Origin of the sequence: Isoptericola cucumis, assembly GCF_014635665.1 — a bacterium.
Taxonomy (GTDB): Bacteria; Actinomycetota; Actinomycetes; order Actinomycetales; family Cellulomonadaceae; genus Isoptericola; species Isoptericola cucumis.
Genome location: NZ_BMDG01000005.1, coordinates 141,219 through 155,412, shown reverse-complemented (window position 1 = coordinate 155,412; position 14,194 = coordinate 141,219). Strand labels below are relative to the sequence as shown.

Below are 14,194 nucleotides of genomic sequence, written 5' to 3'. Positions count from 1 at the left end.
TCAGGTGGTGGGTCAGGCGCTCGACGTCGCCATCGTGAGCACGAGGTACACGAACGGCGCCGTGACCACCAGCGAGTCGAGACGGTCCAGCACGCCCCCGTGGCCCGGGAGCAGCGAACCCATGTCCTTCAATTCTAGGTCGCGCTTGATGAGCGACTCGGCGAGGTCACCCACGGTGGCCGTCACGGCCGTGAGCAGCCCCAGCACGACACCGAGCAGCGGGCTCTCGTCGAGCACCAGCACGGCACCGGCCACACCCACCGCGGTGGTGAGCGCCAGCGACCCGGCGAGGCCCTCCCAGGTCTTCTTGGGGCTCACCGTCGGCGCCAGGGGATGGCGGCCGAACGTCACCCCCGCGATGTAGCCGCCCGTGTCGTTCGCGACGGCGAGCAGGATGAACAACGCCACGCGCAGCTCGCCCTGCGGGCCCGCCAGCAGCAGGATCACGAAGCCCGCGAGGAACGGCAGGTACGTCGCCGCGAAGACCCCGGCGGCCGCGTCCCGCAGCGCCTGCGGGCCCGTGCCGTCCAGCACCCGCCACACCACGACGGCGCCCACCGTGAGCACGAACGCGACGAGCAGCGCCTCCGGCCCGGCCGCGTACGCCGAGACCAGCATCCCCGCGCCGCCCACCAGCAGGGGCAGCAGCGGGATCCGGATGTCCCGGCGGGCGAACGCCTGGCGCAGCTCCCAGAGCGCAGCCCCGACGGCGACGACGGCCAGGGCCAGGAACGGCTCGGGCCGGAACCACAGGGACGCCGCGACCGCGCCGAGCAGGAGCACGCCCACGGCGATCGCGGCGGGAAGGTTACGACCCGCCCGCGACGGCGAGCCGGCCGACCCGCCAGGTTCCGGGTCCAGCGGACCCGGCCCCCCCGCCGGGTCGAACGATTGGTCCGTCATCAGACCTCGAGCAGCTCGCTCTCCTTGCTGGCGAGGAGCTGGTCGATGGCGTCGACCTGCTTCTTCGTCAGCGCCTCGAGCTCCTTCTCGGCCCGGGTGACCTCGTCCTCCCCGGCCTCCCCGTCCTTGACGATGCGGTCGAGCTCTTCCTTGGCCTTGCGGCGCACGTTGCGCACGGAGATGCGCGCGTCCTCCGCCTTGGTCTTGGCCATCTTCACGTAGTCGCGGCGGCGCTCCTCGGTCAGCGCCGGCATGATGATGCGGATCGCGTTGCCGTCGTTCGACGGGTTCACCCCGAGGTCCGACTCGCGGAGCGCCTTCTCGATCGTCGTCATCGAGCTCTTGTCGAACGGGGAGATGAGCACCGTGCGGGCGTCGGGGATGTTGAACGACGCGAGCTGCTGCAGCGGCGTCGGGGCCCCGTAGTAGTCCACGGTGATCTTCGAGAACATCCCCGAGTTCGCCCGGCCCGTGCGGATGCCCGCGAACTCTTCCTTGGCGACCTCGATCGCCCTGTCCATCTTCTCCTCGGCCTCGAGGAGGGTCTCGTCGATCACCCGGTGCTCCTTGTCTGGTCTGACGTCGTCTGGCGTCGGTGGTGGCGTGCGGTGGAGGTGCTGGCGGTGCCGGCCAGGTGGTGCGGCGTGCTGCGGGGCAGCACCCCGCGGTCAGCGGGTCGTGACCAGTGTGCCAATCTTCTCGCCCAGCAGGGCGCGGGTCACGTTACCCTCCTCCTCCAGGCCGAAGACGCGCATCCGCACGTCGTTGTCACGGCACAGGGACAGGGCGGTCGCGTCCATGACGTTCAGCCCGCGCACCAGCGCGTCCGTGTACGTGAGGTGCTCGAGACGCTCCGCGTCGGGGTCGGTGCGCGGGTCCGCGGTGTAGACCGCGTCCACGCCGTTCTTGCCCATGAGCACCTCGTCGCAGTGGGTCTCCAGCGCGCGCTGGACCGAGACGGTGTCGGTGGAGAAGTACGGCATCCCGGCGCCGGCGCCGAAGATCACGACGCGGCCCTTCTCCAGGTGGCGGATGGCCCGCAGCGGGATGTACGGCTCGGCGACCTGGCCCATCGTGATGGCGGTCTGCACGCGCGTCTTCACGCCGTCCTGCTCGAGGAAGTCCTGCAGCGCGAGGCAGTTCATCACCGTGCCGAGCATGCCCATGTAGTCGGCGCGCGCCCGGTCCAGCCCGGCGCGAGACAGCTCGGCGCCGCGGAAGAAGTTGCCGCCCCCCGAGACGATCGCGACCTGCACGCCCTGGCGCACGGCGTCGCCGATCTCCTGGGCGATCCGGCGCACGACGTCCGTCGCGAGACCGACGCTGCCTCCGCCGAACGTCTCCCCGGAGAGCTTGAGCAGGACGCGCCGCGTCCCGGCGGCCGGGACACCTGCGGCGTCGGCCGTGTCGGCAGTCTGGGTCAGGTTCGTGTCGGTCACGTGCGCCACCGTCCGTCTCGTGTGCCGGGTCGTGCCGTCGCCCGGGTCGGTCGTCGAAGTGCTCCCCGCGCATCCTGGCACCGGACGGCGGTTCCCGCTGCGGCAGCGGGGCGGAGCGGCGGCGGGTGCGCGCCCGCCGCGGATACGCTTCAGGCCCGGCCGCACCGCGCAGGGTGCGGCCGGGCCTGAACGAGGACTGTCAGCTGCCGACGCGGAACCGGACGAAGCCCTGCAGGGCGCCACCGGTCGCGGCGACGTGCTTGCCGACCGTCGTCTTGGTGTCCTTCGCCAGCGGCTGGTCCACCAGGACGGCCTCCTTGAAGAAGCCGTTCAGGCGACCCTCGACGATCTTCGGCAGCGCGGCCTCGGGCTTGCCCTCGGCGATCGACACCTCGCGGGCGATCTCGCGCTCCTTGGCGACCGTCTCGGCCGGGACGTCCTCACGCGTGAGGTACTTCGGCGCGAGCGCGGCGATGTGCTGCGCGACGTCCTTGGCCGCTGCCTCGCCGGCCTCGTCGGTGGCGACGAGCACACCGATCGACGGGGGCAGGTCCTTGGCCGTCTTGTGCAGGTACGACGTGACCTTCGGGCCCTCGACGCGCGCCACGCGGCGCAGCACGATCTTCTCGCCCATGGTCGCGCCCTGCGCCGCGATCAGGTCGGCCACGGTGCCCTCGCCGGCCGGAGCGGCCAGCGCGGAGTCCAGGTCGCCGGCGCCGGCGGCCGCGACGGCCTCCAGCACGGTGTTCGCCAGAGCGATGAAGTTCTCGTTCTTGACGACGAAGTCGGTCTCGGCGTTCAGCTCGACCATGGTCGCGACCTGGCCGGCCGCGGCGTCGGTCACCTTGACGGCGACGAGGCCCTCGGAGGTCGCGTTGCCCTCGCGCTTGGCCGCACGGGCGAGGCCCTTCTTGCGGATGATCTCGATGGCCTGGTCGGCGTTGCCGTCGGCCTCGTCGAGCGCCTTCTTGACGTCGAGCATGCCGGCACCGGTGCGCTCGCGCAGCGCCTTGATGTCGGCGGCGGTGTAGTTCGCCATGGTGGGGGTGTCCTCCGTGGTGGTCGGATCCGCGGCGCCCTGGGGCGCCGGGAAAGGTGCGGGCGGGGCGGCGGGCCGGGGTCGGTCGACCCCGGCCCGCGTCACCTCACTCGGACTTCGGCTCGGCCTCGGCGGCCGCGTCGACGGCGGGGGCGGCGTCCGCACCCGGCGCGACGGCACCCTCGGCGCCCTCGGCGCCCGAGGCACCCTCGGTCGGCGCGGCGTTGCCCTTGGCGGGCGCCTCCGCAGCCGCCTCGGCGGGCGTCTCCACGGCGGCCTCGGCCGGAGCCGCCGCAGCGGCCTCGCCCTCGGCGCCCGCGAGGAGCTCGCGCTCCCACTCGGCCAGCGGCTCGGCCTCGGCCTGCTCGGCCTCGCCCTTCTTGCCGGAGTGGCGCTGCATGAGGCCGTCCGCCGCGGCGTCGGCGATCACGCGGGTGAGCAGCGTGACGGAGCGGATCGCGTCGTCGTTGCCCGGGATGGCGTAATCGACCTGGTCGGGGTCGCAGTTGGTGTCGAGGATCGCGACGACCGGGATGCCCAGCTTGCGGGCCTCGTCGACGGCGAGGTGCTCCTTGTTGGTGTCGACGATCCAGACCGCGGACGGCGTCTTGGCCATGTCGCGGATGCCGCCGAGCGTGCGCGAGAGCTTGTCCTTCTCGCGGCGCAGGACGAGCAGCTCCTTCTTCGTCAGGTTGGAGCCGGCGACGTCGTCGAAGTCGATCTCCTCGAGCTCCTTGAGGCGCTGGAGACGCTTGTGCACCGTGGTGAAGTTGGTGAGCATGCCACCGAGCCAGCGGTGGTTGACGTACGGCATGCCGACACGGGCGGCCTGCTCGGCGACCGGCTCCTGCGCCTGCTTCTTCGTGCCGACGAACAGGATGCTGCCGCCGTGGGCGACGGTCTGGCTGACGAACTCGTAGGCACGGTCGATGTACGACAGCGACTGCTGGAGGTCGACGATGTAGATGCCGTTGCGCTCCGTGAAGATGAAACGCTTCATCTTCGGGTTCCAACGACGGGTCTGGTGCCCGAAGTGGACACCGCTCTCGAGGAGCTGGCGCATGGTCACGACGGCCATGTGACGTCCTTTCGCCGCGTGCCCGGGATCCACCCGCCTGCACGCGCGTCAGGCGACCGGCCTCGCTGCTGCGTGGTCCGGTCGCGGTACTCGGTTGTCGGTGGCGGGCATCTGACCCGGCACCCCTGGCGTCACGCCGGGTCGGCACCGTCCTGGCCACCTTGCTGGCCACCGGGACGGACCGCTGCCGACGCGGCCGCACCTGCACCACGGGATCGCGAGGATCGCGGGGTAACAGGCGCGTTCGTGACGCGCGATGTCGACCGGCGACGCCGCCCGGAAGGCGGCACGAGCCGATCGCAGCGCCCAGTCTACCCGACGCCTGCCGCGCACCGCGGCGCCGGGACGTGCCGTCGGCCACGTCCCGCCCCACCGCCCCGAACCTGTCCCCCGCCCGGCCCCGGACCGTCCGGTCCACAGCCCGCCGGCCCGGCCGCACGGCCCCGCCCGGCCGGTGCGACGCTCCTGCCATGAGGACCGGAGCACGTCCCCGAGCAGCATCCCCCGGTCTGCCCGGCCGGCCGGGCAGACCGGGCCGAACCGGCCGACGCGCCGTCACGGTCGCCCTCTCGATCGTCGCGCTGCTCGGTGCCGGGAACGCCGTCGCCGACCGCGGCGACGGCGCCCCGCCGGGGGCCGGGCCGTCCGCCGGATGGGTGCGTCCCGTCGCCGGTGCCGTGGTCCGCCCCTTCGACCCGCCTGCCGAGGAGTGGGCGGCCGGCCACCGCGGCGTCGACCTCGCGGCCACCACGGGCGCCGCCGTCCGCGCACCGGCCCGCGGCTCCGTGGCGTTCGCCGGAGCGGTGGCCGGCAAGCCGGTCGTCGTCGTCGCGCACGACGACGGCCTGCGATCGACCTTCGAGCCCGCGGTCGCCGCGGTGCCCCGCGGCTCCGCCGTGGCGACGGGCGACGTGGTCGCGCGGGTGGCGCCCACGGGCGGCCGGCCCGGATCGGGCGAGCACTGCGCGGCGGCCGGCTGCCTGCACTGGGGCGTGCTGCGGGGCGAGACCTACCTCGACCCGCTGCTCCTGCTCGGCGAGGACGTGCCCATCGTCCTGCTGCCCGCAGGCTGACGTCCGGCAGGGCCTCCGGACGGCAGCCTGCGGGCGCCGGTCGTACCGGGAGGCCTGCGGGGTCAGGCGCGCGGGAACGCCTGCACGAAGACCTTGCGCAGACGCTCGCCGTCCACGTGCGTGTACCGCTGGGTGGTGCCGAGGTCGGAGTGCCCCAGCACCTCCTGCACCGAGCGCAGGTCGGAGCCGCCCTGCAGCAGGTGGGTGGCGGCGGAGTGCCGCAGCGCGTGCGGCGCCACGTCGTCGACGCCGGCACGCGCGGCCAGCACGTGCACCGCCTCGCGCACCTGCCGTTGCCCCCAGCGGCCACCGCGGTCGCCGAGGAACAGGGCCGCCCCGCTGGCCGGCCGGACCAGCGCGGGGCGTCCGCCGGCGAGCCACGACTCGACCGCCCGGGACGCCGGTACCCCGAAGGGCACCACCCGCTCCTTGCCCCCCTTGCCGAGCACCCGGACCAGCCGCTCCGCCAGGTCGACGTCGCCCACGTCCACCTGGGCCAGCTCGCCCACGCGGATCCCGGTGCCGTACAGGAGCTCGGCCGCCGCCCAGGAGCGCAGCGCGGCGGGGCGGGCCGCGGGGTCCGCGGCCCCGGCGTCGTCCCGTGCCGCGTCCAGCATCGTCGCCGCCGCGTCGGGGCTCAGCACCACCGGGAGCGTGCGCGAGAGCTTCGGGCTCGCGAGCCGCCCCGACGGGTCCGTCGGCACGAGCCCGGCACGGTGCGCCCAGCGCAGGAACGCCCGCGCCGACGCACCGCGGCGCGCCACGGTCGAACGAGCCAGGCCGCGCTCGCTCTGCGCCGCGAGCCAGCCGCGGAGCGTGCTGACGTCGATCGCCGCGAGGGTGGTGGCCCCGTGCCGCACCGCGTAGCGCAGCAGCGACGTCACGTCTGCACGGTAGGCCCGGCGCGTGTGCGCCGAGTTCCCGCGCTGGACGTCCAGGTGCTCGGCGAACCTCTCCACGGCGGTGGCGAGCTCCGTGGGCAACGGCGGGAGATCGAGGTCCATGTCGGCAGTCTTGCCCCGTGCGCCGCGCCACGGGCCGAGGCACGTCGGCGTGGTGCGAGTCCGCGCGACGTCCGGCGCCCGCCGGGCTTCCGCGGTGCGCCCTGACAGCCTTCGCCCCAGGTCACCGCCTCAGCGACGGGCGGGCGGGCGACGCCACGACGCCCCCTCCCGCTCCGCGAGCCCGTGCTGCTCGAGGACCCCGAGGCCCGCGAGCGTCTCGCGCACCGACAGCCCGGCGGCGCGGCTCACCGACTCCAGCGCCGCCGAGGCCCGGACGGGCAGGGCGTCCCACACGAGCCGCGCGGGGTCACCGAGGGCCGCGGCACGGTCCGCCGTCGCGCGCCGCGCGGCAGCCACGGGTCCGAGGCCCGGATCGCGAGGGCCGGGGCCGTCAGACTCCGCGCCGTCCGGTCGGACGCCGATCGCCGAGGCGAGCTCGAGCACCTCGTCCGCGTCCGTCACGCACACCGCGCGACCGTCGCGAAGCAGCATGTGGCAGCCGGTCGACGTCGCCGAGGTCACCGGGCCGGGCACCGCCCCGAGGGGGCGGAACAGGTCGGTGGCGTGCCGCGCGGTGGACAGGGCACCGGACCGCCACGCCGCCTCGACCACCACCGTGGCGCGCGAGACCGCGGCGATGATGCGGTTGCGCGCGAGGAACCGCTGCTTGTACGGAGCCGACCCGGGCGGCACCTCGCTCACGAGGGCGCCTCCGTCGTCGGCGATCCGGCGCAGCAGGTCCTGGTTGCCGGGCGGGTACAGCCGGTCGACGCCCCCGGCGAGCACCGCGACCGTCGGCCCTCCCGCGGCGACGGCGCCCCGGTGGGCCGCGGCGTCGATGCCGTAGGCACCCCCGGACACGACGCCGGCCCCACGGTCGACGAGCCCCGCCGACACGTCCGCCGCGACGTGCTCGCCGTACCCGGTCGACGCCCGCGCGCCCACCACGGCCACCGACCCCGCCGTCAGGTCCGCGAGGTCTCCGCTCCCCCGCACCCACAGCGCGAACGGCGCTGCGGTGTCGAGGTCGGCGAGCCCCGCCGGCCACCCGTCGTCCTCGGGGAGGACCAGCGTGCCGCCGAGGCGTTCGAGGACGCGCAGCTCGCGGCGCGGGTCGAGCCGTTCGAGGCGCGGCGCCCACCGGGCGACCGCGTCGAGGAGCCTCGTGGTCGCGACGGACGTGCCGAGGTCGGCGAGCGCGCCGCCGCACAGCCCGCGGGCCGGGTCGCGGACCGCGTCGAGCACCCAGGCGAGCGCGCCGGGGGCGCCCAGCTGCGCGACCAGCGCGCCCGCGACCAGGTCGCCGGGCTCGGCGAGACGGCTCCACGCGGCGGCCGCCAGCCGCGGGTCGGCGACGTCGAACGGCAGGTCGACCCGTGTGCCCGCGGCCGGCAGGTCGAAGAGCGGCTCAGCCATGGTTCCCCCGCGTGCGCAGGGCGACGGCCGCGGCAACGTCGGTGGAGTCGGGCACGGTGCGCCCGCCGAGGTCCGCCAACGTCCAGGCCACGCGGAGCACCCGGTCGGCGCCACGGAGCGTCAGGGTGCCGCGGTCGATCATCTGCTCGACCTGGCCCAGCACCCGTCTCTCCGGCCCGAGGCGCTCACGCAACCAGCTGCCCGGCACCTCCGCGTTGGTCGTCCAGCCCGTCCCCGACAGGCGTTCGCGGGCGGCGCCGCGGGCGGCCGCCACCCGGGCGGCGACGCGGGCCGAACCCTCCCCGGACGTCCCCGACAGCCGGTCCGCGCGCGTCACGGGCGCCACCTCGACCTGCAGGTCCACCCGGTCCAGCAGCGGCCCCGACAGGCGCCCGAAGTAGCGCCGCTTCGCCGTCGGGGTGCACGAGCAGTCGAAACCCTTGTTCAGGGACGCCATCCCGCACGGACACGGGTTGGCGGTCAGCACGAGCTGGAAGCGGGCCGGGTACCGGGCCGCGCCGCCCGAGCGGTGCAGCACCAGCTCGCCCGCCTCCAGCGGCTGCCGCAGCGTCTCCAGGACACGCGACGGGAACTCCGGCGCCTCGTCCAGCATCAGGACGCCCCGATGGGCGCGGGACACGGCCCCGGGGCGGGCGACCTGGCTGCCGCCGCCCACGATCGCCGCCGGCGTCGCCGTGTGGTGCGGGTCCTCGAACGGCGGCCGGGTGACCAGCCCGTCGCCCGGGTCGAAGGTCCCGGCCACCGAGTGCACGGACGTGACCTCCACCGCCTCGGCCGCCGTGAGGTCCGGCAGGATCCCCGGCAGCCGGGCGGCGAGCATGGTCTTGCCGGCGCCGGGCGGCCCGACGAGCAGCAGGTGGTGCCCGCCGGCGGCGGCGACCTCCAGCGCCATCCGGGCCTGCGCCTGCCCCACGACGTCGGCGAGATCACCCGCGACACGTCGCGCCACGGGCTGGCGCACCGGGCGGACCGCCTCGACGTCCGGCACGTGCTCCAGCTCGCCACCGTGCAGCAGCACGACCTCCGCGAGGCTCGCCGCGCCCTGCACCCGCACGCCCGGGACGAGGCGCGCCTCCGCGGCGTCCCCGGCGGGCACCACGACGTCGCGATACCCGGCAGCGACCGCCGCCGCGACGGCGGGAAGCACTCCCCGCACGGGCTGCAGCCGCCCGTCCAGACCGAGCTCGCCCAGGTGGACGACCCGTTCCAGCCCGGCAGCGGGCACCACGCGGCTCCCCGCGAGCACGGCGACGGCCACGGCGAGGTCGAACGACGACCCCGCCTTGCGCAGCGACGCCGGCGAGAGGTTGACCGTGATCTTGCGGTTCGGCCACGGGATCCCGGTGGACAGCACGGCGGCGCGCACGCGCTCGCGCGACTCGTGCAGCGCCGTGTCCGGCAGGCCCACGAGCGTGAACCCCGGCACCGAGGCGGCCAGCTGGGCCTGCACCTCGACGACGTGCCCGGCCAGGCCGGCCAGGGCGACCGCCGCCGTCGTGCCGAGCCCCATCAGAGCACCCCGACCAGGTGCTCGACCTGGGCGGCCCCGGCGCGCGGGAGCACCACCGCGACGACGTCCACGCGCACCTCGGCGAACCGCGGACCGCCCGGCCGGGCGCCGTGCACCGCGAGCCACTCGCCCGTCAGCCGCCGGATCCGCCCGAGCTTGGCGGCGGTGACCGCCTCGGCCGGGTGCCCGAAGGCGGTGCCGCGCCTGGTCTTCACCTCCACCGCGACGAGCACGTCGCCGTCCCGCGCGAGCAGGTCGAGCTCCCCGCCGCTGCCGCGCCAGTTGCGGTCCAGCACCTGGAGCCCCTGCTGCTCGAGATGGCGCGCGGCCACCCGTTCCCCGTACCGTCCGACGGCGTCCTTCGCTCGCACCGAACCACCTCCGCGAGCGAGCCTGCCGCGGCGCGGGCCGTCGCCGGCGGCGGCGAGGACCTGCTGTGGACGGCGCGCGAGGCCGGTGGGCTGGGGACGGGCTCGGGGCCCGCGGTCACCGTCCGGCGGAGTCCAGGGCCGGCGTCAGAGCGCGAGCTCGGCCTTGGCCAGCTCCTCGACGTTGACGTCCTTGAACGTCACCACGCGCACCGACTTCACGAAGCGGGCGGAGCGGTAGACGTCCCACACCCACGCGTCGGCGAGGCGCAGCTCGAAGTACACCTCACCGGCGGCGGACCGGACCTGCAGGTCGACCTGGTTGGCGAGATAGAACCGGCGCTCGGTCTCCACCACGTAGGAGAAGAGACCCACCACGTCCCGGTACTCGCGGTAGAGCGCGAGCTCCATCTCGGTCTCGTAGTTCTCGAGGTCTTCAGCGCTCACCCGGTCATCATCCCATCGAGCGCGAGCGTCGGGGCGGACGCCTCCGAGGCCTCGGTCGTCTCCTGCGCCTCCTCGGCGGTCGCGGCCGCCTGCGGGTCCTCCGCCAGGACGCGCAGGTTCCAGGAGCGCCGGTGCTGTGGCGACGCGCCGTGACGCCGCAGCGCGTCGAGGTGCGCCGGCGCCGAGTAGCCCTTGTTCTGGTCCCAGGCGTACATCGGGTACTGCCGGGCGAGCCGGACCAGCAGGCCGTCCCGCTCGACCTTGGCCAGCACGCTGGCGGCCGCCACCGACGAGCACTGCAGGTCGGCCTTGACCATCGTCCGGACGGCCGGGTCCGGCACGTCCGGGCCGAGCGCCGGGTCGGACGCCGTCGCCTCGAACAGGTCGACGTCACCCCGGCTCAACCAGTCGTGCGACCCGTCCAGCAGCACCACGTCGACGTCCCCGCAGCTGCGCCGGACCTGCGCGAGGGCGCGCCGGCCGGCCAGCCGCAGCGCCGCGACGATGCCGTGCGCGTCGATCTCCGCCGGGCCGGCGTGGCCGACCGCCCAGGCGACGGACCACCGCTGGACCTGCGGCACCAGAGCCGTCCGGGCCGACGGCGTGAGCAGCTTGGAGTCCGTGAGCCCCTGCGGCGCGGTCCGCGTCGCCGCGTCGACGACCACCACGCCCACGCTCACCGGGCCCGCGAGCGAGCCGCGACCGACCTCGTCCATACCGGCCACGAGGCGCGCGCCGCCGGTCAGCAGGGAACGCTCCTGGCGCAGGGTGGGGCTGCGACGGGCCTTGCCGGTTCCCCGTGCGGCGGCGCCGTTCGACGCGGTGCCGCCGACGGCACCTGCCCGGCGCCGCGGCGGCGTCGGGCGACGCACGGTCTGGGGCAACGAGGTCACGGCTCGGGAACCTCCGCGAAGACGTCTCCGGGGTTGCGCAGCAGGGTCATGTCGGACAGCGGCCACACGACGGCGAACGTCGAGCCGACGACGTTGTCGATCGGCACGAAGCCGCCCCCCGGGTTGCCGGTGTTGTACCGCGAGTCCTTCGAGTTCTGCCGGTTGTCGCCCATGACGAACAGCATGCCCTCCGGCACCACCACGTCGAACGGGTCCTGGCTCGGGACGGAACCGGGCCGGATGTACGGCTCCTCGTCGATCGGCTCACCGTTGACCGCGACCCGGCCCTCGTCGTCGCAGCACGTGACGTGGTCGCCCGGCGTGCCGATGACCCGCTTGATGAGGTGGTCGCCCGTCTCGGCGGGCATCAGCCCCACGAACGTGAGCACGTTCGCCACGGCCTGGCCGGCCGGCGTGCGCTCCGGGGGCTCGTACGGGGGCAGCCAGCCGCCCGGGTCCTTGAACACCACGATGTCGCCGCGGTTGACGTCGAGCACGTCGGGGACCAGGCGGGAGACCATCACACGGTCGCCGATCTCCAGCGTGTCCTCCATGGAGCCGCTGGGGATGAAGAACGCCTGCACGAGCAGGGTCTTGATGAGCCAGGACAGGACGAGGGCGCTCACGACGATGATCGCCGTCTCGCGGAGCAGGCCGAGCCCGCGCCGGCCCGGCGACGGCTCCGAGGCGGTGCTGGCGGCGACGTCCGGTACGCCCGCGAACGCGGGAGCCTCGTGCTGCGACGGACGGGGCTCGTGCGCGCTGGGTCGATCGGTCACGGGGTCGGAGTCTGCCACGTGCCCACTCTGTCACCCGCGCGTGTCCACCGCGAAACCCGCCGCGACGACCCCGACGCAGCGGCCTCGACGCCACGACCCCGAGGACGACGACGGGCGGCCCCTGCCGTGCAGGGACCGCCCGTCGTGGTGCGGAGCGAGGTGCCGGGGCCCGGCCGTGCCGGGCTCCGGCGCGACGTCACTTGGCCGTCGGCGTCTCCCGCTTCTCGCGGATCTTCGCCTTCTTGCCGCGCAGGTTGCGCAGGTAGTACAGCTTCGCGCGGCGCACGACGCCGCGCGAGACCAGCTCGATGGACTCGAGCGTCGGGGCGTGCAGGGGGAACGTGCGCTCCACGCCGACGCCGAAGCTGATCTTGCGGACGGTGAACGTCTCGCGGACGCCGCCGCCCTGACGCGCGATGACGACACCCTGGAACGCCTGGACGCGCGAGCGGTTGCCCTCGACGACCTTCACGTTGACCTTGACGGTGTCACCGGCGCGGAAGTCCGGGATGTCGGAGCGCAGCGATGCTGCGTCGACGGAGTCGAGCGTGTGCATGGTCTTCTCCCCGCCCTGCCACAGGTCAGGAGCAAGCTCGTGGCCCGCGCAGGCGCGGGTCCGGTTCACATTCGGTCGAGACGGTGTGCCGGTGCTTCGGCCGGGCTGGTCGCGGTGACGTCCCCTGTGGCAGAGATCCCGCGGATGGCGCCCGACCGGCGACACACCGAGGGACTATTCTGCCACAGGCCGCAGCCGGCCGTCGTCCACGCGCCAGCCGAGCTCGGCGAGCACGGCCAGGTCGGCCTTGTCGAGCCCGTCGACGTCGAGCTCCGCGACCATGTCGGGACGCCGCGCGGCGGTGCGCGCGAGGGCCTGGTCGCGGCGCCACCGCTCGATCCTCGCGTGGTGCCCCGACAGGAGCACCTCGGGCACCTCGTGCCCCTCCCACAGGGGCGGCTTGGTGTACACGGGGTACTCCAGCAGGCCGGCGGACCCGTGCGACTCCTCCACCAGCGAGTGCGGGTTGCCGACCACGCCCGGCAGCAGCCGCCCGAACGCCTCGATCATCACGAGGGCGGCCACCTCGCCGCCGTTGAGCACGTAGTCGCCGATCGACAGCTCGCTCACCCGGTGCCCGGCCGCGCGGGCGTGCTCGGCGACCCGCGCGTCGATGCCCTCGTAGCGGCCGCACGCCACGACGACGTGCGACTCCGTGGCGAGCGCCTCGGCGTGCCGCTGCGTGAAGACCTCGCCCGACGGCGTCGGCACCACGAGGTGCGCAGGCTCGACGTGCGCCGGCTCGCGATCCGCGTGCCCGCCGTCCGGAGCCGCCGGCAGGAGGTCGTCGAGCGCCCGGCCCCACACGTCCGGGCGCATGACCATCCCGGCTCCGCCGCCGAAGGGGGTGTCGTCGACGGTGCGGTGCCGGTCGGTGGTCCAGTCGCGCAGGTCGTGCACGCGCAGGTCGAGCAGCCCGGAGCGCCGCGCCTTGCCCACGAGGGACAGGTCCAGCGCGGCGAGGTAGTCCGGGAAGATCGTCACGACGTCGACGCGCACGTCACTCCTCGCCCGGAGCGTCGGCGTCCGCCCTGCCCGCGTCGTCAGGCCGGTCGACGACGACGGCGTCGGCGTCGCGCGCCAGCAGGCCGCCCGGGGGCGTCAGCACCACGCGACCCGCCGGGACGTCCACGACCGGGACGATCGCGTGCACGAACGGCACCAGCGTCCGCACCTCCCCCGTGGGCAGCGGCTCGGCGACCACGAGCGCGTCGTGCGCCGGCAGGTGCTCCAGGGTGACGACCTCGCCGACGACGGTGCCGTCCTCCAGCTCGACCCGCAGGCCCTGCAGCTCGTGCGGGTACCAGGCGTCGTCCTCGGCCGAGTCGTCCGCCTCGACGACGAGCTCGACGCCCCGCAGCGGCTCCGCAGCCGTCCTGTCCGACGCCTCGGCGAACGTCACCAGCCATCGATCCTGGTGGACGCGCGACCCCGTGACCGTCAGGGGGCCCGTCGCCGGCGGGTCGGTCTGCAGGACGGTCCCCGTCGCGAGCCGCTCCTCAGGCGTGTCTGTGCGCAGGTCGAGCGCGACCTCGCCGCGGAGCCCGTGCGCACGCCCGATGCGGGCCACCACCAGCTGCATGTCGTCTCCTTCTCGTCCCGCCTCGGGCAGGACCACCTCGTGGGTTCGGTCGACCTCTCCCGCTGCCGGTCCCAGCATGCCCGCCC

Annotated in this window: 16 protein-coding genes; 1 reads left to right on the top strand and 15 read right to left on the bottom strand. The window is 74.8% G+C overall.

Features of this window, described 5'->3' with window-relative positions; genetic code table 11:
• Positions 1 to 12: 12 nt before the first annotated feature.
• The 5 genes from IEW03_RS08925 to rpsB all read right to left on the bottom strand — a co-directional run bounded on the left by IEW03_RS08925 (position 13) and on the right by rpsB (position 4,459).
• A complete protein-coding gene (locus IEW03_RS08925; RefSeq protein ID WP_188523317.1) occupies positions 13 to 903 on the bottom strand; it encodes a phosphatidate cytidylyltransferase in 891 nt (296 codons plus the stop codon).
• The gene (gene frr, locus IEW03_RS08920; RefSeq protein WP_188523316.1) at positions 903 to 1,460 is read right to left on the bottom strand and encodes a ribosome recycling factor; all 558 of its coding nucleotides are present in this window, start codon (positions 1,458 to 1,460) and stop codon (positions 903 to 905) included. Before frr ends, IEW03_RS08925 begins: the two co-directional genes overlap by 1 nt.
• 111 nt (positions 1,461 to 1,571) lie before the next feature.
• The gene (pyrH, locus tag IEW03_RS08915; RefSeq protein ID WP_229737887.1) at positions 1,572 to 2,327 is read right to left on the bottom strand and encodes a UMP kinase; all 756 of its coding nucleotides are present in this window, start codon (positions 2,325 to 2,327) and stop codon (positions 1,572 to 1,574) included.
• 214 nt (positions 2,328 to 2,541) lie between these two features.
• Positions 2,542 to 3,381, bottom strand: a complete 840-nt coding sequence (gene tsf / locus IEW03_RS08910) for a translation elongation factor Ts (protein WP_188523314.1) — start codon at positions 3,379 to 3,381, stop codon at positions 2,542 to 2,544.
• A gap of 106 nt (positions 3,382 to 3,487) precedes the next feature.
• On the bottom strand, positions 3,488 to 4,459 hold the full coding sequence (gene rpsB / locus IEW03_RS08905; RefSeq protein ID WP_188523313.1) for a 30S ribosomal protein S2: 972 nt from the start codon (positions 4,457 to 4,459) through the stop codon (positions 3,488 to 3,490).
• Positions 4,460 to 4,929: 470 nt separating this feature from the next.
• Between rpsB and IEW03_RS08900 the strand changes: the two genes are divergently transcribed.
• On the top strand, positions 4,930 to 5,532 hold the full coding sequence (locus IEW03_RS08900; protein ID WP_188523312.1) for a murein hydrolase activator EnvC family protein: 603 nt from the start codon (positions 4,930 to 4,932) through the stop codon (positions 5,530 to 5,532).
• 62 nt (positions 5,533 to 5,594) lie between these two features.
• Here IEW03_RS08900 and IEW03_RS08895 read toward each other — a convergent pair whose 3' ends face one another.
• From IEW03_RS08895 to rimM, 10 genes are all read right to left on the bottom strand, one after another.
• Positions 5,595 to 6,536 carry a tyrosine recombinase XerC gene (locus tag IEW03_RS08895; protein ID WP_188523311.1) on the bottom strand — a complete coding sequence of 314 codons (942 nt, stop codon included), beginning with the start codon at positions 6,534 to 6,536 and terminating at the stop codon, positions 5,595 to 5,597.
• Positions 6,537 to 6,665: 129 nt separating this feature from the next.
• On the bottom strand, positions 6,666 to 7,952 hold the full coding sequence (dprA, locus tag IEW03_RS08890; protein ID WP_188523310.1) for a DNA-processing protein DprA: 1,287 nt from the start codon (positions 7,950 to 7,952) through the stop codon (positions 6,666 to 6,668).
• Entirely contained in the window at positions 7,945 to 9,483 is a 1,539-nt protein-coding gene (locus tag IEW03_RS08885; protein WP_188523309.1) for a YifB family Mg chelatase-like AAA ATPase, read from the bottom strand. Before IEW03_RS08885 ends, dprA begins: the two co-directional genes overlap by 8 nt.
• Positions 9,483 to 9,854: a YraN family protein gene (locus IEW03_RS08880; RefSeq protein WP_188523308.1), complete on the bottom strand. Its 372-nt coding sequence runs from the start codon at positions 9,852 to 9,854 to the stop codon at positions 9,483 to 9,485. The genes IEW03_RS08885 and IEW03_RS08880 overlap by 1 nt, the downstream gene beginning before the upstream one ends.
• Positions 9,855 to 9,998: 144 nt before the next feature.
• Positions 9,999 to 10,298, bottom strand: a complete 300-nt coding sequence (locus IEW03_RS08875) for a DUF2469 domain-containing protein (RefSeq protein WP_013838354.1) — start codon at positions 10,296 to 10,298, stop codon at positions 9,999 to 10,001.
• A complete protein-coding gene (gene rnhB / locus IEW03_RS08870) occupies positions 10,295 to 11,065 on the bottom strand; it encodes a ribonuclease HII (RefSeq protein WP_229737886.1) in 771 nt (256 codons plus the stop codon). Before rnhB ends, IEW03_RS08875 begins: the two co-directional genes overlap by 4 nt.
• 122 nt (positions 11,066 to 11,187) lie before the next feature.
• On the bottom strand, positions 11,188 to 11,970 hold the full coding sequence (gene lepB, locus IEW03_RS08865) for a signal peptidase I (RefSeq protein ID WP_229737852.1): 783 nt from the start codon (positions 11,968 to 11,970) through the stop codon (positions 11,188 to 11,190).
• A gap of 196 nt (positions 11,971 to 12,166) precedes the next feature.
• Complete coding sequence (gene rplS, locus IEW03_RS08860; protein ID WP_188523307.1) at positions 12,167 to 12,526, bottom strand: 50S ribosomal protein L19; 360 nt, start codon at positions 12,524 to 12,526, stop codon at positions 12,167 to 12,169.
• Positions 12,527 to 12,700: 174 nt separating this feature from the next.
• On the bottom strand, positions 12,701 to 13,525 hold the full coding sequence (trmD, locus tag IEW03_RS08855) for a tRNA (guanosine(37)-N1)-methyltransferase TrmD (RefSeq protein ID WP_188523306.1): 825 nt from the start codon (positions 13,523 to 13,525) through the stop codon (positions 12,701 to 12,703).
• A 1-nt stretch (position 13,526) separates the two neighbouring features.
• Positions 13,527 to 14,108 (bottom strand): ribosome maturation factor RimM, encoded by a 582-nt coding sequence (rimM, locus tag IEW03_RS08850; protein WP_188523305.1) that lies wholly within the window; start codon positions 14,106 to 14,108, stop codon positions 13,527 to 13,529.
• Positions 14,109 to 14,194: the final 86 nt, after the last annotated feature.